General features: G+C 71.8%; 17 protein-coding genes. 11 read left to right on the plus strand and 6 right to left on the minus strand.

Translation table 11 applies throughout. The features are described from left to right. Positions 1-3: 3 nt before the first annotated feature. A complete protein-coding gene (rsgA, locus tag RMN98_RS04340; RefSeq protein WP_309647571.1) occupies positions 4-1,002 on the plus strand; it encodes a ribosome small subunit-dependent GTPase A in 999 nt (332 codons plus the stop codon). 3 nt (positions 1,003-1,005) lie between these two features. Here the strand turns inward: rsgA and RMN98_RS04345 are convergent, their stop codons facing one another. Beyond that, positions 1,006-1,455, minus strand: a complete 450-nt coding sequence (locus tag RMN98_RS04345; RefSeq protein WP_309647572.1) for a DUF2231 domain-containing protein — start codon at positions 1,453-1,455, stop codon at positions 1,006-1,008. A 36-nt stretch (positions 1,456-1,491) separates the two neighbouring features. On the opposite strand from RMN98_RS04345, the gene RMN98_RS04350 reads away from it, so the two are divergent. The 4 genes from RMN98_RS04350 to RMN98_RS04365 all read left to right on the plus strand — a co-directional run bounded on the left by RMN98_RS04350 (position 1,492) and on the right by RMN98_RS04365 (position 4,453). Continuing rightward, on the plus strand, positions 1,492-2,391 hold the full coding sequence (locus RMN98_RS04350; protein ID WP_309647573.1) for an inositol monophosphatase family protein: 900 nt from the start codon (positions 1,492-1,494) through the stop codon (positions 2,389-2,391). 53 nt (positions 2,392-2,444) lie between these two features. Further along, positions 2,445-2,876 (plus strand): CBS domain-containing protein, encoded by a 432-nt coding sequence (locus tag RMN98_RS04355; protein WP_309647574.1) that lies wholly within the window; start codon positions 2,445-2,447, stop codon positions 2,874-2,876. Between the two features lie 8 nt (positions 2,877-2,884). Continuing rightward, entirely contained in the window at positions 2,885-3,811 is a 927-nt protein-coding gene (locus RMN98_RS04360; RefSeq protein ID WP_309647575.1) for an SDR family oxidoreductase, read from the plus strand. Positions 3,812-4,084: 273 nt separating this feature from the next. Beyond that, the gene (locus tag RMN98_RS04365) at positions 4,085-4,453 is read left to right on the plus strand and encodes an FKBP-type peptidyl-prolyl cis-trans isomerase (protein WP_309647576.1); all 369 of its coding nucleotides are present in this window, start codon (positions 4,085-4,087) and stop codon (positions 4,451-4,453) included. A 76-nt stretch (positions 4,454-4,529) separates the two neighbouring features. Here the strand turns inward: RMN98_RS04365 and RMN98_RS04370 are convergent, their stop codons facing one another. Together RMN98_RS04370 and RMN98_RS04375 are read right to left on the minus strand one after the other, a co-directional pair. Then, the gene (locus RMN98_RS04370; protein ID WP_309647577.1) at positions 4,530-4,775 is read right to left on the minus strand and encodes an RNA-binding S4 domain-containing protein; all 246 of its coding nucleotides are present in this window, start codon (positions 4,773-4,775) and stop codon (positions 4,530-4,532) included. 5 nt (positions 4,776-4,780) lie between these two features. Next, entirely contained in the window at positions 4,781-6,070 is a 1,290-nt protein-coding gene (locus tag RMN98_RS04375; RefSeq protein ID WP_309647578.1) for a DUF445 domain-containing protein, read from the minus strand. A 68-nt stretch (positions 6,071-6,138) separates the two neighbouring features. Here RMN98_RS04375 and RMN98_RS04380 point away from each other — a divergent pair, with 68 nt between their 5' ends. From RMN98_RS04380 to RMN98_RS04395, 4 genes are all read left to right on the plus strand, one after another. Next, positions 6,139-6,549, plus strand: coding sequence for an adenylyltransferase/cytidyltransferase family protein (locus RMN98_RS04380; protein ID WP_309647579.1), 411 nt, complete (start codon positions 6,139-6,141; stop codon positions 6,547-6,549). 98 nt (positions 6,550-6,647) lie between these two features. After that, complete coding sequence (locus tag RMN98_RS04385) at positions 6,648-8,216, plus strand: MXAN_6640 family putative metalloprotease (RefSeq protein WP_309647580.1); 1,569 nt, start codon at positions 6,648-6,650, stop codon at positions 8,214-8,216. A gap of 139 nt (positions 8,217-8,355) precedes the next feature. Beyond that, the gene (locus RMN98_RS04390) at positions 8,356-8,976 is read left to right on the plus strand and encodes a hypothetical protein (protein ID WP_309647581.1); all 621 of its coding nucleotides are present in this window, start codon (positions 8,356-8,358) and stop codon (positions 8,974-8,976) included. 66 nt (positions 8,977-9,042) lie between these two features. Continuing rightward, on the plus strand, positions 9,043-9,849 hold the full coding sequence (locus RMN98_RS04395) for a patatin-like phospholipase family protein (protein WP_309647582.1): 807 nt from the start codon (positions 9,043-9,045) through the stop codon (positions 9,847-9,849). Positions 9,850-9,853: 4 nt separating this feature from the next. Here the strand turns inward: RMN98_RS04395 and RMN98_RS04400 are convergent, their stop codons facing one another. Further along, positions 9,854-11,563, minus strand: a complete 1,710-nt coding sequence (locus RMN98_RS04400; RefSeq protein ID WP_309647583.1) for a hypothetical protein — start codon at positions 11,561-11,563, stop codon at positions 9,854-9,856. 124 nt (positions 11,564-11,687) lie between these two features. After that, positions 11,688-13,556, minus strand: coding sequence for a GMC family oxidoreductase N-terminal domain-containing protein (locus RMN98_RS04405; RefSeq protein WP_309647584.1), 1,869 nt, complete (start codon positions 13,554-13,556; stop codon positions 11,688-11,690). 360 nt (positions 13,557-13,916) lie between these two features. On the opposite strand from RMN98_RS04405, the gene RMN98_RS04410 reads away from it, so the two are divergent. After that, on the plus strand, positions 13,917-14,249 hold the full coding sequence (locus RMN98_RS04410) for a metalloregulator ArsR/SmtB family transcription factor (protein WP_309647585.1): 333 nt from the start codon (positions 13,917-13,919) through the stop codon (positions 14,247-14,249). Further along, on the plus strand, positions 14,246-15,916 hold the full coding sequence (locus RMN98_RS04415; RefSeq protein ID WP_309647586.1) for a SulP family inorganic anion transporter: 1,671 nt from the start codon (positions 14,246-14,248) through the stop codon (positions 15,914-15,916). Before RMN98_RS04410 ends, RMN98_RS04415 begins: the two co-directional genes overlap by 4 nt. A gap of 3 nt (positions 15,917-15,919) precedes the next feature. On the opposite strand, the gene serA is transcribed toward RMN98_RS04415, so the two are convergent. Beyond that, entirely contained in the window at positions 15,920-17,113 is a 1,194-nt protein-coding gene (serA, locus tag RMN98_RS04420) for a phosphoglycerate dehydrogenase (RefSeq protein WP_309647587.1), read from the minus strand. Positions 17,114-17,171: the final 58 nt, after the last annotated feature.

The following is a 17,171-nucleotide window of genomic DNA, read 5'->3' on the forward strand; positions in this document are numbered from 1 at the left end:
GCCGTGAACCGCGTCCGGGGTCGCTACGACGAGTTCGACCACGAGCACTACGAGCGACCCCGCCGCCGCACCCGCCCCCGCACCAAGGAGCGCCCGACCTACGACGACGCCGTCGACGGGGTCGTCGTCACCGTCGACCGCGGCCGTTACACGTTGCTCGTCGACGGGCGCAAGGTCATGGCGATGAAGGCCCGCCCCCTGGGCCGCAAGGGCGTCGTCGTGGGTGACCGGGTGCGGGTCGTCGGCGACGTCTCCGGCGACGACGGTGCGCTGAGCCGCATCGTCGAGGTGACCGAGCGGGTCACCACCCTGCGTCGCACCGCCGACGACGACGACCCGGTCGAGCGCATCATCGTGGCCAACGCCGAGCAGCTGGTCATCGTCACGGCCCTCGCCGATCCCGAGCCCCAGCCGCGTCTCATCGACCGGGCGCTCGTGGCGGCCTTCGTCTCCGGCATGCAGCCGCTGCTCTGCCTGACCAAGGCCGACCTCGCCGATCCCGAGACGCTGCTCTCGACCTACCGGTCCCTGGGCGTGCACTGGGTCGTCACCCAGCGCGGTGGCGAGCTCGAGGCGGTGCGTGAGCGCCTCAGCGGCAAGACCAGCGTGCTGATCGGCTCCAGCGGGGTCGGCAAGTCCACCCTGGTCAACGCCCTGGTGCCCGACGCGCACCGCGACGTCGGTGTCGTCAACGCGGTCACCGGGCGCGGTCGGCACACCTCGACGTCGGCCTACATGCTCGAGCTGCCCGGGGGCGACGGTTGGATCATCGACACCCCCGGCATCCGCTCCTTCGGGCTCGCGCACGTGCGCCCCGAGGACCTCATCGAGGCCTTCCCCGACCTCGACGAGATGACGGAGGAGTGCCCGCGCGGCTGCACCCACGGCACCGACGAGCCCGAGTGCGGGCTCGACATCGCGGTGGCAGCCAGCAACACCGACCCGGAGCGGGTGGAGTCGTTCCGCCGGCTGCTCACCGCGCGGAGCATCTCCGACTACTGATCGTCAGCCGTTGGTGCCGTACCACGCGATCTGCGCCCCCGCGTCGCCCGTGAGCACGACGTAGACGAGGGTGAGGATCGCGCTCGCACCGAGCAACAGGCGCAGCACGGTGCGCAGGACCCCGGTGCGGGTGTGCCACCACGCCGCGGCGAACGAGGCGATCGCGAAGGTGGTCATCGAGAGGCGCAGGACCTCGGCGCGCTCCTCGTGCACCTCGAGCAGGGGCTCCAGCGGGCCGCCGTAGGTGTTGGCCTCCTCGACCTGCTCACCGGAGAGGTAGGCGACCCAGATGGACACCAGCGCGACGGCCGCGAGGCCCACGAGCGGCCAGCGCAACCAGTCGCGCCAGCGCGGGACGGCGGCGTGGAGGAGGCCGGCGAGGGCGGCCAGGGGACCGAGGACGACGGCGGCATGGACCACCAGGGCATGAAGGGGCAGACCGTTGATCTCCATGCGGAAAAACCTAGGGGACGCACATGAAAGTAGCCTGTGCGCGTGGCGACCGATTACACCGACGACCTCAGGCTCGCGCACGTGCTCGCTGACGATGCCGACTCCCTGACCACCGCTCGGTTCAAGGCACTCGACCTGCACGTGATGAGCAAGCCCGACCTGACCCCGGTGACCGATGCCGACCAGGCCGTCGAGGAGGGCATCCGGCGCACCCTCTCGCGGGTCCGCTCGCGTGACGCGGTGACCGGCGAGGAGACCGGCTCGACGGGGCACAGCCAGCGCCGCTGGATCGTCGACCCGATCGACGGCACCAAGAACTTCGTGCGCGGCGTGCCCGTGTGGGCGACCCTGATCTCGCTCGTCGTCGACGAGGAGGTCGTGCTGGGGGTCGTGTCGGCGCCGATGCTGCAGCGTCGGTGGTGGGCCTCGGTCGGCAACGGCGCGTGGACCGGCCGGTCGCTGCTCAAGGCGACCCAGTGCCAGGTCTCCGACGTACGACGCCTCGAGGACGCCTCCCTCTCCTACGCCTCGCTCCACGGCTGGGACGAGCGCGGCCGCCTCGACGACTTCGTCTCGCTCATGCGGCGCTGCTGGCGCACCCGCGCCTACGGCGACTTCTGGTCCTACATGCTCCTCGCCGAGGGTGCCGTGGACCTGGCGGCCGAGCCGGAGCTGGCGGTCTACGACATGGCCGCCCTCGACATCATCGTGCGCGAGGCCGGGGGCCGCTTCACCTCCCTCGACGGCTCCGACGGCCCCTGGGGCGGCAACGCGATCGCCTCCAACGGCCACCTGCACGACGCAGCCCTGTCGTTCCTCGGCGCCTCCGCCGGCGGCGGTGACGACGACCCCGACTGGCGCCAGCCCGGCTCCGCGTCGGTCTCCGACCTCAGCGCCCACCGGCGCCCACGGCCCGACGCCCCGCTCGCCGACTGACCAGCAGCGGACGACCCTGGTCAGGGTGACGCCCCACGAGTAGCGTGCCTCGCATGCACATCGGCGACATCCTCCAGGCCAAGTCCTCCCAGGACGTCGTGACGATCGCGCCCGGGGCGGGGGTGCGCGAGCTGCTGGCCAGTCTCGCCGAGCACAACATCGGCGCGCTGATCGTCAGCGCCGACGGCACCAGTCTCGACGGGATCGTCAGCGAGCGCGACGTCGTGCGCCACCTGCACAGCGACGGCACGGTCATCAACAACACCGTCGACGCGATCATGACCTCGGTGGTCGAGACGTGCTCGTCGGGCGACGACCTCGACGGGGTCATGCAGACCATGACCGAGCGCCGCTTCCGCCACATCCCCGTCGTCGACGACGGCACCCTGGTCGGCATCATCAGCATCGGCGACGTCGTCAAGCACAAGATCGGCCAGCTCACCTTCGAGCGCGACCAGCTCGACCACTACGTCCACCAGACCTGACCGCCACCGTGCCGGGCCACTCCCTCGCGAACCGCGTCGTGCTGGTCGCCGGCGCCACGCGCGGTGCCGGCCGGGCTATCGCGGTCGAGGCGGCCCGGTCCGGCGCGTTCGTCTACGCGACCGGACGCAGCAGCCGGCGCGAGGGTCCCTCCGAGATGGAGCGTCCCGAGACCATCGAGGAGACCGGCGACCTGATCGAGGCCGCCGGGGGCCGGGGCGAGGCCCTGGTCGTCGACCATTTGGACCAGGCCGCCGTCCGCGACCTCGTGGACCAGATCCGCAGCGACCGGGGTCGCCTCGACGTCCTGGTCAACGACATCTTCGGCGGAGACCGCTACGCCCAGTGGGGCACGCCCCTGTGGGAGCACGACCTCGCGGGCGGCCTCCGGATGCTGCGGATGGGCATCGAGACGCACCTGCTCACGACCACGCTCGCCATGCCGCTCCTGCTGGAGACCGGTGACGCGCTGCTCGTCGAGGTCACCGACGGGACCTCGGAGGTCAACGCGGTCCGGCGCCCCGGCGTGGGGTTCTACTACGACCTGGTCAAGGCCACCGTCGACCGCATCGTCACGGGTCTCGCCGACGAGACGGCAGCACTTCCCGTGACCGCGCTCGGTGTCACGCCCGGCTGGCTGCGCTCGGAGCAGATGCTCGACGGCTTCGGCGTCACCGAGGCCACCTGGCGCGATGCCTGCGCCCAGGAGCCCGGCTTCGCGATCTCCGAGTCGCCGACCTACGTCGCCCGTGGGCTCGTCGCGCTCGCCGCCGACCCCGACCATGGCCGCTTCGCCGGCCAGGTGCTCACCGCCCGGCAGCTTGCCGAGACCTACGACGTCACCGACACCGACGGCTCCCGGCCCGACTGCTGGGGCCTGATCGCCGAGCACGGTTGGTCAGAGGACTCCCCCGAAGTGATCGCCGGCTTCCGCTGACGTGACAAGGCTCTCCCCGTGGAACAGCACCGTCCTCGAGACCACCCCCGACGACCTCCTCGACCCGGTCGAGTTCCCGATCTACGGCGGGCGGATCATCGAGGCAACCCCGAGAAGGACCCGGCCGTGCTCGCCGGTCACCTCTGTGACCTGCACAGCAGCGCGACCGCTTCCGCCACCAGGTCACCGCCGACTGAGGATCCGCCCGGGGCTTGGTTAGTCTCGACCGACCACATCGCCAGCTCCACCACCAGCACCACCGAGAGGACCTCCATGGACAAGCCTGAGATCGACTTCTTCGACCCCGAGCCGCCGACCGACCTGGTCATCACCGACGTCACCGTGGGCGAGGGCGCCGAGGCCGCCGCCGGCAACACCGTGTCGGTGCACTACGTCGGCGTGGCGCACTCGACCGGCGAGGAGTTCGACGCGTCCTACAACCGCGGCGAGCCGCTGCAGTTCCGCCTCGGCATCGGCCAGGTCATCTCCGGCTGGGACACCGGCGTCCAGGGCATGAAGGTCGGCGGCCGTCGCCAGCTCGTCATCCCGCCGCACCTCGGCTACGGCGACCGTGGCGCCGGTGGCGTCATCAAGCCGGGCGAGACGCTGATCTTCGTCGTGGACCTGCTCGAGGTCCGCTGACCCCCGGGTCACGCACACCGCACCACGACGCACGACACCGCTGAGGCCGGTCCCCGCTGGGGGCCGGCCTCGCGTGTCACCAGGGCAGGTTGTCCGGCACGTCCCCGCTGGCGACGCGGGCGGACTGGCCCGCGAGGGCGACCACGTCGCCCTGGGCGAGCTGGCGACCACGACGGGTCTCGACCTCGCCGTTGACCCGCACCTGCCCCGACGCGATGAGCGGCTTGGCCTCCGCGCCGCTCTCGACGAGGTTGGCGAGCTTGAGGAACTGCCCGAGCCGGATCGACTCGTCACTGATCGGGACGTCCAGGGGCTCGCTCATGACCGCTAGTGAACCAGCAGCGAGACCGCGTGGATGAGGACCCCCACGAGGCCACCCACGATGGTGCCGTTGATCCGGATGAACTGCAGGTCACGACCGACGTGGAGCTCGATCCGCTCGGCTGCCTCCTTGCCGTCCCAGCGCTCGATCGTGTGGGTGATGACCGCGGTGACCTCCTCGCCATAGCGCTCGACGGCGAACACCGCGATGTCGCTGGCCCGGGTGTCGATCCGCTCGCGCAGCGCCGCGTCGGCGGAGAGCCGCTCGGCGAGCGAGGAGACCTCCAGCATCAGGCGTCGTCGTACGGCGCCCTCGGGGTCCTGCAGGGAGGCGGTCATGGCACGACGCAGGGCGTTCCACAGCGACACGCTCGAGGCGAGGACGGAGGGGTGGTCCAGGAGGCGGTCCTTGAGCCGCTCGGTGCGGGCCTGGGTGCTGGGGTTGTCGAGCAGGTCGCGCGCCAGCTGGGTGAGCATCGAGTCGAGGGCCTGGCGTGCATGGTGGCGCGGGTCGGAGCGGATGTCGGCCACCCACTTCACCATCTCCAGGTGGACGCGGGCGGTGACCCGGAGGTTGAGCCCCGGCGGCGCCCACCAGGGCGCGCGCTCCCCCAGCACCTCCTGGACGGTGTCGGGATTGTCCTGGAGCCAGCCGTGGAGCTCGGCGAGCGCGAGGTCGACGAGGCCGTGGTGCAGGTCGTCGTGGAGCGCCTCGGCGAGCAGGCCGCCCAGCAGCGGCGAGATCGGCTCCTCACGGAAGCGGGGCACGAGCGCGTCGTGGACCAGGCTCTCGATGTGGTCGTCGCGCACCTTGGAGAGCGCGATGGCGGCGACCTCGGCCACCTCGTCGACCACGCGGCGGGCGTTGTCGGTGTCGGAGAGCCAGACCCCCACCCGCTCGGCGACCCGCGCCGAGTCGATGCGCTCACGGATGATGTCCTCCTGGAGGAAGTTCTCCCCCACGAACTCCTCCAGGCCCTTGCCCAGCTCGTCCTTGCGACGTGGGATCAGGGCCGTGTGCGGGATGGGGAGCCCCAACGGGTGCCGGAAGAGTGCCGTCACGGCGAACCAGTCGGCGATCGCCCCGACCATGGAGGCCTCGGCCCCGGCGTTGACGAAGCCCCAGAAGCCCTCGTCACCGATGGTGAGCACGTAGACGGCCGCGGCGAGCAGCAGCAGCGACACCGCGACGGTCCGCATGCGCCGCAGTGCGCTGCGGCGCAGGGCGTCGGCGGCGGGGTCACCGGCCGCGAGGGCGCTGGGACGCGGGGGCGAGGACGGCGCGGTCGTGGACATCGACGCCATCCTTGCCTACCCGACCACGTGCGCGGCTCCCCCTCACGGGCGTGCGAGAATCTGGCCCCATGTCCACCGACGGGCCGCGCACGGTCATCACCTTCGGCACCTTCGACGTCTTCCACGTCGGACACCTCCGCGTGATCGAGCGCGCCGCCGCGCTCGGCGACCGCCTCGTCGTGGGGGTCTCGGCCGACGAGCTCAACCTGCGCAAGAAGGGCCGCGAGCCGGTCTTCAGCCAGCGCGAGCGGCTCGAGATTGTGGCCGCCCTCAAGCCGGTCACCGAGGTCTTCGTCGAGGAGAGCCTCGAGCTCAAGCGTCACTACATCGAGCACTACGGCGCCGACGTCCTCGTGATGGGGGACGACTGGGCCGGCAAGTTCGACGAGTTCGGCGACATCTGCGAGGTCGTCTACCTCACCCGCACTCCCGCCATCTCCACCACTGCCCTGATCGAGAAGATCTCCGCGGGCAGCTGAGAGGGCGTTTGTCCCCCCACGTCGGGGGGAGGCTCCGCACGAACCCGGACCGCCGCTCCCGCGGCCGGGGCATCTCGAGATCGAGGGGAACCACCTCCATGCGTCGCACCATCGCCGCCGTCGTCGTGGCCATGAGCACGGCGGTCACCGTCCTGCCCGTGGTGTCCAGCCAGGCGGCCACGACCACCGCCACCCCCACGGCCACCACCCGGACCGCCGCACCGATCGCCCCGGCGGTCGTCGACGACTCGCCGGGCGCCGTGCTCGACCGCGCGGTCCGCGCCCTGCGGGGCACCGGCTCCGAACGCGCCGCCTCCCCGCGCCCGGACGCCACGCTCGCGCTCACCGACCTCTACGCCGTCCGCTCGCGACTCAGCGGCGACGACCGGCTCCGGGCCGACGCGCTGCTGGCCCGGCCCACCGACGGCGGAGGTGACCCCTTCGGCGACGGCTACAGCACCCGCTCCACCCAGAAGTGCTCCCCCGTCGTCTGCCTGCACTGGGTGCGCTCCTCGGCAGACGCTCCGCCCAGCGACCGATGGGCGAAGAAGTCGCTCGCGACGATGAACAAGGTCTGGAAGCTCGAGGTCGGCAAGCTCGGCTACCGCCGCCCCGTGGCCGACCGCGGGGTCGGGGGGAACAAGAAGTTCGACGTCTACCTCAAGGAGCTCGGCAGCCGCGGCGTCTACGGCTACTGCGCCCCCGAGTACCGCGCACCGGGCAGCAAGTTCGTCGCCTCTGGCTTCTGCGTCCTCGACGACGACTTCGCCAAGGCCCAGTTCGGCGCCCCGCCGGCGCAGAGCCTCAAGGTGACCGCGGCCCACGAGTTCTTCCACGCGATCCAGTTCGCCTACGACTACCACGAGGACAAGTGGCTCCTGGAGTCCACCGCCACGTGGATGGAGGAGCGCTTCGCCGACGCCGTCGACGACAACCGTCAGTACCTCGCGGCCGGGCAGGTCCGCAACCCCGGCATCCCGCTCGACGTCTTCAACCCCGACGGCCTGACCCACTACGGCAACTGGTCCTTCTGGGAGTACCTCACCCAGCGCTACGGCAACGCCCTGGTCAAGAGCGTGTGGGTGCAGGCCGGAGCCTTCCAGGGCGCCGGCAACCTCTACTCCACCAAGGCGCTCAAGAAGGTGCTCGCTCGTCGGGGCGGCTTCACCGGCGTGTTCCGCTCCTACGCCGCCGCCAACGCGATCGCGTCCAAGGCCTACCGTGAGGGCAGGGCGTGGCCGTCGGCCCGGATCAAGAAGACCTTCATCCTGGGCAAGGCCTCGCGTCGCGGCGTCACCTCCACCCGCATCGACCACATGGCCGCCAACCACGTGGTCTTCCGACCGGGCTCCTCCCTCAAGGGCAAGCGCTGGAAGCTGCGGGTCGTCGTGGACGCCCCCAACCGCGCCTCCGGCAGCGCGGCCTACCTCATCGTCAAGAAGCGGAAGGGTGCCTGGACGAAGAAGCCGATCACGCTGACCCGCAAGGGCGTCGGCTCGGCGAGCTTCACCTTCAGCCGCAACGCCGTGCAGAGCGCGATCGTGACGCTGGTCAACGCCAACACCAGCTTCCGCTGCTTCAAGCGGCAGCCGTTCTTCTCCTGCCAGGGCGTCCCCACGGGGGACAACCGCAAGTTCGTCGTCAAGGGCCAGGTCCTACGCCGCTGAGGACACCCCCCAGGCGCATCGACGCCGCTCGGGGCAGGTCTGGACCACCGCGAGGCCTGGCCGATCATCCGATCGGTCAGGCTTCGTTGTTTTCCCCAACATAGGGGATGCGGGTCCGGTAACTTGCTCCGCTGTGATGGTGATCCACCCGCCCCGGAAGCGACCGCTCTCGCGCTACCAGCGCGACGCGCGGATCGGCTACGGCGCCCTGTGCGTCAGCGCCGTCGCCTTCGTGATGGTGCTGGTCGCCTCCTTCGTGGTCATCAAGGTGGCGCCCGACCTGGACCTCGGTGTGCCGTCGGCCCTGGCGCCGGCCCAGGCGGTCGTCAAGCACCCGGCGCTGACCCCGGTCGCCGCGCGCACTCCCCCGAGCCAGGAGACCGCCAGCCCGGCGGTCGACCCGGCCATCATCTCGGCCGCGACCGGCGACCAGGCTCCCGTGACCCCCGGCGGCACCGACCCGGGCACGGTCGAGCCGGGACCGGTCGACCCCGTGGACCCCGTGGACCCGGGCCCGGTCGACCCCGTGGACCCCGTCGACCCCGAGCCGGTCGATCCCGGCCCCGAGCCCGACCGACCCGGCCCCACCTCCGGCCTCGTGGACCCCGTGGTCGAGGGCGTCACCGGGACGCTCGACCAGGTCACGGGGGGCGCGACGGAGCCCGTCACCGGTCCGGTGGGCGGGCTGACCGACGACGTCACCGACACCGTCGACGGTCTCGTCGGCGGCCTGGCCGGCGGATTGCTCGGCACCCCCTGACCCTCAGGTAGGCGCCCTCGCGGCCGATGAGGTCCTCACGGACACACCGGAGACGGGGAGGCACCCATGAGGCACCACGACGTCCCGCGAGCAGCGGGACCGGCACTCGCCGCCCCTCTCGCCCCGCTCGCGATGGTCTACGGCGGAGGCGGGGTCTTCGGGATCAGCTACACCGCCGGGGTCGCGGCCGGGCTGGCCGCAGCGGGTGTGCCGGTCGCCACAGCGCCCGCCCTGGGCACCTCGGCCGGGTCGTGGACGGCGTCGGCGATGGCGCTCGGCCTCACCTACGACGACCTGGCTGCGCTGGAGGTGCCGTCCCTGCCGACGCGGCGACCCGGCGTCCTGGCCGACATCGCGCGTGAGGCCTTCGGGGAGGCCCGGCACTCCCTGGTGTCGGCCTCTGCCCTGTGCCTGCGCACCGCGCGCCGCCACCTCCTCGACGGCGGCCGCCACGCCCTGGCCGACCTGGTCGCCGCCTCGTCGGCCGTGCCGGGGCTGCTGCCGCCGCACCGTGTCGACGGCCGGCTCTACCTCGACGGCGGGATGTGGTCCGCCACGTCCGTCGACGCCGCGGCCCACGCGGCCCACGTCATCGTGGTGGCCCCGCTGTCAGGCGTCGTCCTCGGCCCTCTGGGGCGCACGACGGGCTTCCTGCTGGAGCGCGAGATGCGGCGCTGGCGGGTGCGCCACCCCGAGAGCGAGACCACGCTGATCCGCCCGTCGCGCGACATGGCACGGATCGCCGGCATCTTGCCGACCGGCCTGTTCGACAAGGCGCGGGCGACCGACCTCTACCCCGTGGCCTTCGAGCAGGGGCTGCGGCGCGGACACCTGCTGATGGGCACGACCGCCGTGGCCCGGCCGGCCGCCTGACGGGTCAGCCGCCCGGCACCGGCCCGGGCTCGCCACCGGGCAGCCCCACGTCCACCCGGTCCGAGAGCCTGCACGTCGCGTCCACCTCGCACACGAGCGAGGCGTAGCCGGTCTGGAGGCCGGAGGTCACGTCGACGTACTGCAGGCGCACGGAGACCGGCTTGAGAGGCACCGAGACCGGCGTGCTGAAGCGGTTGAAGGTGGGGGCGTTCTCCACGCCCCCCGAGGTGCCGAGCTGGTCGACCACGGTCCAGGTGACCTCGTCGCCCTCGGTGTTCCAGATGACCCAGGGCCCGGCGGTCTCGTGGAGGTGCCCGATGCTCACCGTGCCGGGCAGCTGGTCGGGGATCCCGTCGTCGACGGGGGTCGTCAGGCTCGGGGGCAGCTCGCGGACCGCGTCGAGATCCTCGAGCCCGAGGAAGCCGGCGGCGGCATCGGGCTGGTGCAGGAGCACCACGGACGGGTCGTCGCCCACGGCCTCGCGCAGCTGGGCGCCGAGCTCCTGCTCGCTGATGCCGGCAGTGTTCTCCACCAGGGCTCCGAACAGCGCCTTGTGCTCGCGGTCGTGGGCTCCGGCGACGCGCAGGTCGCCGACGTCGACGGAGTCCAGGTCGGGGGTCTCCATCCCGGCGTCCTCCATCTGCTGCCAGGTGGCCTCGGTGTCGTGGTCGCCGGCGACCGCGACCACCGGGAGGTCGCCTGCTGCCCGGGCCTCGTCCTCCACGAAGGCCTTCTCGGCGACGGTGCCGTTGGACGTGATGTCGCCCGAGATCGTGCGCACGGTGACCGCGTCAGGTCCGAGGTAGTCCAGGAGGTCGGCGTAGATCGCGGTCCGCGCGCGGGTGCCGACGAGGCTGCCCTGCGGGTCGCCCTCGGCGAGCACCAGCGTCTCCCCCTCCCGGGGTCGCAGCGCCTCGCCTCGGACCGCGAGCGTCGCGGCGAAGCTCTCCTGCGAGGCGGCGACGTAGGCAGCACCCCGCTGCTCGATGCGCTGGGTGTTCTTCTCGATGAAGGGCTGCACCTGGCGGGCCACCTCGAGGGTCTCAGGACTGTCGAAGCTGAGCCGGTCCACCCCGGGAAGCCTCAGGTCACCCGTCACCGGCGCGCTCCCCTCCCAGGCGTCGAAGCGCAGCACGGCGGCACCGGCCGAGAGCCCGGTCGCCGCCACGGCCAGCACGCCCACCACCACGACGGTGCCGGTGCGCGAGGTGCGCCGGAGCCGACGCCACGGGACGATCAGGAGCAGCACCCCGCCCCCGAGCAGCCCGGCGACCAGCTCGCCCTTGACGATCTCGTCCCGCAGCTCCGCCGAGAGCTGGGCGGCGTAGGCGTCGACGACCACGTCGGGGTCGTTGATCAGGGCGACGTTGGTGCTGATGAAGCGGCTGTCGGCGTAGGACGCGAGCGTGCCGCCGGCCTCCGGCGGCCCGGTGACGCGCGCCTGCGCACCGATGCCGAAGGGGCCGGTCTCGCGCCAGTAGACCTTCCCGAAGATCCCGGTGTCGAGGGTCGACCGACCGTTGCGGGTCAGGGACACCTCGACCGGCAGGGTGCCCAGCCGGTCGTCGAAGCGGGTGGCCTCGACGGCACGGACGACGACCACGGGGGCCGCACCGATCGCCACGACGAGGGTGCAGGCGGCGTAGTGCCCGAGCAACCCGCCCCAGCGGCGCCAGGGCGCGCGGTGGAGGAGGTCACGTCGCAGGATGGACATGTCGTCGACGCTACAAGGGCGTCGCGGGTGTCGGGCGACACGGCCTGTGCAAGTTCGCTCCGCCTCCCCTGCGTCGCGGAGCACCCGCCGACCTGAGGCCCGGGGCCGGCGGGTGGGCGACCCGTCAGCCGACCGTCGAGGCCAGCGTCAGCTGGTGGTCGCCAGCGATCATCTCGGCGGCCCGCTCGCCGATCATGATCGTCGCCGCGTTGGTGTTGCCGCTGACCACCGTCGGCATGACGCTCGCGTCGGCCACGCGCAGTCCGGCCACGCCCATGACGCGCAGCTCGGCGTCGACCACGCTGCCCATCCGGCACGTCGACGTCTCGTGGTAGACCGTGAGCGCGTAGTGGCGCGCGAGGTCCTCCAGCAACGCGTCGCTCGGCGCCTCGCCCGTCGTGTGTCCGTGGGCCTGCGCCAGCGCGGGCGGCACCATCAGCGCGCCGATGCCCGCGCCCGGCCAGTTGTCCACGATCTCCAGCGCTCGCCGCATGACGGCGACCATGACGGTCACGTCGTGCGGGTCGTCGAGGTAGTTGAGGTCGATCCGCGGCGCGTCGGCCACGTCGGAGCTGACCAGGCGCACCTCGCCCTCGGAGTGCGGCTGCACCGGATTGGGCAGGACCACCACGGTCTCGGCGTCGGCCGACAGCGCCGTGTCGGGATCGGCGAAGTAGTCGGCCGGTTCCACCCGGAAGAGGTGGCGCCAGATGTCGGGCGTGTAGCCGCACGCCAGCAGCCCGATCTGCGCGTCGTGCGTGTGCTCGTCGCCGAGACCGGTGGAGAAGAACGCGACCGCGTCGTAGAACGAGGACGAGGCCAGGCCCTTGCCGGTCGTCGCCCACTCCGTCACGCGTCGCTCCGCCTCGGCCTTGAGGGCCGCCAGCTCCGGCGGCAGACCCGCGTCGTCGGCCGGATCGGCGGGCAACGGACCCGCGGGCGCGCGCAGCGCGTCAGGACCCAGCGAGATGGCGATCTCGGTCATCGTGAGCGCTACCCCCGGCGCCGGGAAGGCCAGCGGGACGTGCAGGTGGTCCTTGAGGTGCTTGCCGACGTGGGCGTTGTCGAGCAGGCACTCGACGCCCACCGCGGCCAGCTCCGCGCTCGGACCGATCCCGGAGAGCAGCAGCAGCTGCGGCGAGCCGATGGCACCGGCGCTGACCACGACCTCACGGTCGGCGTGGATGGTCGTCGTACGCCCGTCCGAGCGGTAGCGGACGCCCGTCGCGCGCAGGCCACCTCCGTCGGGCTCGAGCAGGACCTGCTCGACCTGGGCGTGCGTGATGATCGTGAGGTTGGGTCGGTCCAGGGCCGGCTCCAGGAAGGCGTGATAGGTCGAGGACCGCTTGCCGTCGCGGGTCGTGGTCTGGAAGAGCGAGGCACACCCCCTCGGACCGCCTCGGTCGCGACCGTTGTAGTCGCCCATCGGGATCCCGCTCGCCACCGCCGCCTGGACGAACTGCTCCGCCGCGACCGTGCGCGGCGACCGCACCGAGACACCCAGCGGGCCTCCCACGCCATGGGCCTCGTCGTCGACGACCACCCCGTCGGGCGGCTCGGGTGCCGCCAGGTCCTCGCTCTTCAGGAAGTAGGGCAGCACGTCGTCGTAGGACCAGCCCTTGCCGCCGTCAGCGGCCCAGCCGTCGAAGTCACCCGGGTGGCCCCGCACGTAAGCCATGTAGTTGAGACCCGATGAGCCACCGAGCATCTTGCCGCGCGGCACCATCATCCGACCGTCCGTCAGGCCCTTCCCGGCCCCACCGGGGTCCCCGGTGTACATCCAGTCGACCTCCGGATCGAGCTGGAGCGACGCGACGGCCGCGGGCATGGCCTCGTGGGCCGGCGGGGTCCCGCCGGCTTCCACCAGGGCGACCCGCACCGACGGGTCCTCGGTCAGCCGGGCTGCGATGACCGCTCCCGCGGACCCGCCCCCGACGACGATGAAGTCGAAGCTACCCGTGCTGCTCTCGGACGGGGTCGTGGCATCAGGCATGGATGGCACCTCTCTGATCAGTCGATGTGACGCCGGCCACACGAGAGTGCCTCACAGAGGTTGGTCAACGGCTGCTCACGTGATGTCCGCACCCCCCGCTGGGCCCGGCCCGCAGGCCCGGCACACCATCCGGATCGGCACCTCGGCGGACACCACCGGCATGACATCCGCTCGACCTGACTCGCCGGGCAGCAGCACCGGCACCAGCTTCTCTCCGCACGTCGGGCACGACGTCGCCCAGGAACCCTCCACCACAGCGCTTGCCTCAGTTCTCCCCATGCGCTCGACCCTCCGGTGCCCACTCACCGGAGACGCACACCTTGAGATGAAGACTTCTTCACTTCGTGTAGTCTTCATCTCATGACAGTGCCGCTCTACCAAGCCAAGGCCGAGTTCTTCAAGACGCTCGGTCACCCCGCGAGGATCCGGATCCTCGAGCTCCTCGCGGAGCGCGACCACGCCGTCCACGAGCTGCTGGAGCTGATCGCGATCGAGCCGAGCAACCTCTCCCAGCAGCTCGCCGTGCTGCGCCGCACGTCCCTGGTGGTCTCGCGACGCGAGGGCGGCGAGGTCGTCTACTCCGTCAGCGTCCCCGAGGTGCGCGACCTGCTCCTCGCGGCGCGGAGCATCCTGTCCGGGATCATCGCCGCACAGGGCGAGCTGGGCGACGAGCTCTCCGTTCGCCGGGCATGAGGAGGGCGGGCCTCGCGGCCCTTGCCCGCACCCGACAGCTGCTGCCCCGACGGGACGACTGGAGCCACGGCCGACCTCTGCGCGACCTGGTCGCCGGCGTCATGGTCGGCCTCGTCGCGCTCCCTCTCGCGCTCGGCTTCGGCGTCAGCTCCGGCATGGGCGCGACCGCCGGACTGGTGACCGCGATCGTGGCCGGCGCGGTCGCCGCGGTCTTCGGCGGCAGCCGCTTCCAGGTGAGCGGACCGACGGGCGCCATGACCGTCGTCCTCGTGCCGATCGTCGCCAGCCACGGACCCGACGGGGTGCTGGTCGTCGGTCTGCTGGCGGGGGTCCTCCTGGTGGGTCTCGGGGCCGCCGGCGCCGGGCGCTTCATCCGCTACGTGCCGGTGCCCGTCGTGGAGGGCTTCACCCTCGGGATCGCGGCGATCATCGCCTTGCAGCAGCTGCCCGGGGCCTTGGGGGTCGACGTACGCGCCGAGAAGGTGCTCGTCCTCTGCTGGCGAGCGGTCACCGCCTTCGCGAGAGATCCCCAGTGGGTGCCGCTGGCGATCACCGTCGGCGTGATCGCCCTGGTCCTCGCCCTGTCCCGAAGGCTGCCCCTGGTCCCCGGCTCGCTGGTCGCCGTGGTGGTCGCCACGGTCGCGACCTCCGTCCTCGGCTGGGACGCCGCGACCATCGGCCACGTCCCCTCCAGCCTGCCGAGCCCGTCGCTCCCCCGGATCCCCTGGGGCGACCTGGACGCGTTGCTGCTGGCCGCCGTGGCTGTCGCCGCCCTGGCCTCCCTGGAGAGCTTGCTGTCCGCCACGGTGGCCGATGCCATGAGCGTCGGTCAGCGCCACGACTCCGATCGGGAGCTCACCGGGCAGGGCCTGGCCAACCTGGTCGCCCCGCTCTTCGGCGGCATCCCCGCGACCGCGGCCATCGCCCGCACGGCCGTCAACGTCCGCTCGGGTGCCACGACCAGGCTCGCGGCGCTGACGCACGCCCTGGTGCTGCTCGTCATCGTGCTGGTCGCCGCCCGCTGGGTCGGCGAGATCCCCCGCGCTGCGCTCGCCGGGGTGCTGGTGGCGACCGCGATCCAGATGGTGCGCGTCTCCAGCACGGCCGCCCTGCTGCGCTCGACGCGCGGTGATGCCGTGGTGCTGGCGATCACCACGGTCGCGACCATCACCTTCGACCTGGTGACCGCGGTCCTGATCGGCCTCGTGCTGGCCGGGTTCTTCGCCGTGCGGGAGACCGCACGGTCGGCGCGGCTCCAGGAGGTGCCGCTCGAGGACACCGACCACGTCGACGAGGAGCTGGCCCTGCTGGACGAGCACATCGTCGCCTACCGGCTCGACGGACCGCTCTTCTTCGCCGCCGCGCACGACTTCCTGCTGGAGCTCACCGACGTGACCCGGGTGCACGTGGTCGTGCTGCGCATGTCGCGCGTCACCGCCATCGACGCGACCGGCGCCCACGTCCTCGCCGACACCATCAGCAGACTCGAGGGACGCCACGTCACCGTCCTGCTCTCCGGCGTCCGGCCCGAGCACGAGCAGGTGCTGCGCGAGCTCGGCGTCCACGACCAGCTCGCCCATCGCCGGCACCTGTTCACCAGCACGCCGGACGCGATCGCCCACGCCCGCGAGCACGCCGCGAGGGTGGCGCACCCGGTGGACGGCTGACGACTACCAGGTGCGTGCCCACAGGCAGTGCTCGGAGGCCAGGAGCTGCTCCATCGCGTGCCCGGACAAGGGTGCCGAGGCGTCGGTGACGACATAACCCAACGCGTCTCGCGTGGACAGCTGCTGCCCGACGACGTTGTCGCCGTCGGCGGCGAAGAGCGCGTTGAAACCGGCGAGCACCCCGGGGACGTTGTGGTGCAGGAAACCCAGGCGGTGGCCCTGGTTGAGCGGTGGGGTCACGACGGCCGGCAGGTTGACCGAGAGCGCCGTGCTGCCCTCGAGCGCGAAGCCCGTGAGCTTGCCCGCCACGAACCAGCCGATCTCCGCCTGCGCCTCCTGCGTGGAGCCCCCGATGTGGGGCGTGAGGATGACGTTGTCGAGCCCGCGCAGGACGGACTCGAAGGTGTCGCCCTGCACCTTCGGCTCCACCGGGAAGACGTCCAGCGCGGCGCCGGCGATGTGGCCCGAGACCAGGTGGTCACGCAGGGACTCGTTGTCGACCACCATGCCACGCGAGGCGTTGATGAACATCGACCGCGGCTTCATCAGCGCGAACTCACGGGCGCCGAAGAAGCCGGCGTTGCCCGGCCGCCCGTCGACGTGCAGGGTGACCACGTCGGAGATCTCGAGGAGCTCGTCCAGCGAGCGCATCCTGCGCGCGTTGCCGTGAGCCGGACGGTCGGAGGTGTCGAAGAAGACCACCCGCATGCCCATAGCCTCGGCGAGCGTCGACAGCTGGGTGCCGATGTTGCCGTAGCCGACGATGCCGATCGTGCGGCCGCGCACCTCGTGGCTGCCCTGTGCCGACTTGTCCCACACCCCGTCGTGCATCCGCAGGGTCTTCTCGGGCAGTCGACGCGCGAGCGCGATGATCTCGCCGATGACCAGCTCCACCACACTGCGCGTGTTGGAGTAGGGCGCGTTGAAGACCCCGATCCCGCGGGCCGACGCCGCGGCGAGGTCGACCTGGTTGGTGCCGATGCAGAAGCAGCCGATCGCGAGGAGGTCCGGTGCGGCTTCGAGCACGCGAGACGTGACCGTGGTGTTGGAGCGGATCCCCAGCAGGCTCACGCCGTCGAGCGAGTCGACCAGCTCCGACTCGGAGAGCGCGCCGGAGCGCAGGTCCACGTCGTAGCCCCTGCTCTCGAGCACCTCGACCGCCGTGGGGTGGATGTTCTCCAGAACCAAAGCCTTCATGGGCCAACCGTAGAGGCAGCATCACCGCGGCCCGCAACCAGCGCGGAACCGTCCGTCA

It is taken from the genome of Nocardioides sp. (genome assembly GCF_031397825.1).
In the GTDB taxonomy this organism is placed as follows: Bacteria; Actinomycetota; Actinomycetes; order Propionibacteriales; family Nocardioidaceae; genus Nocardioides.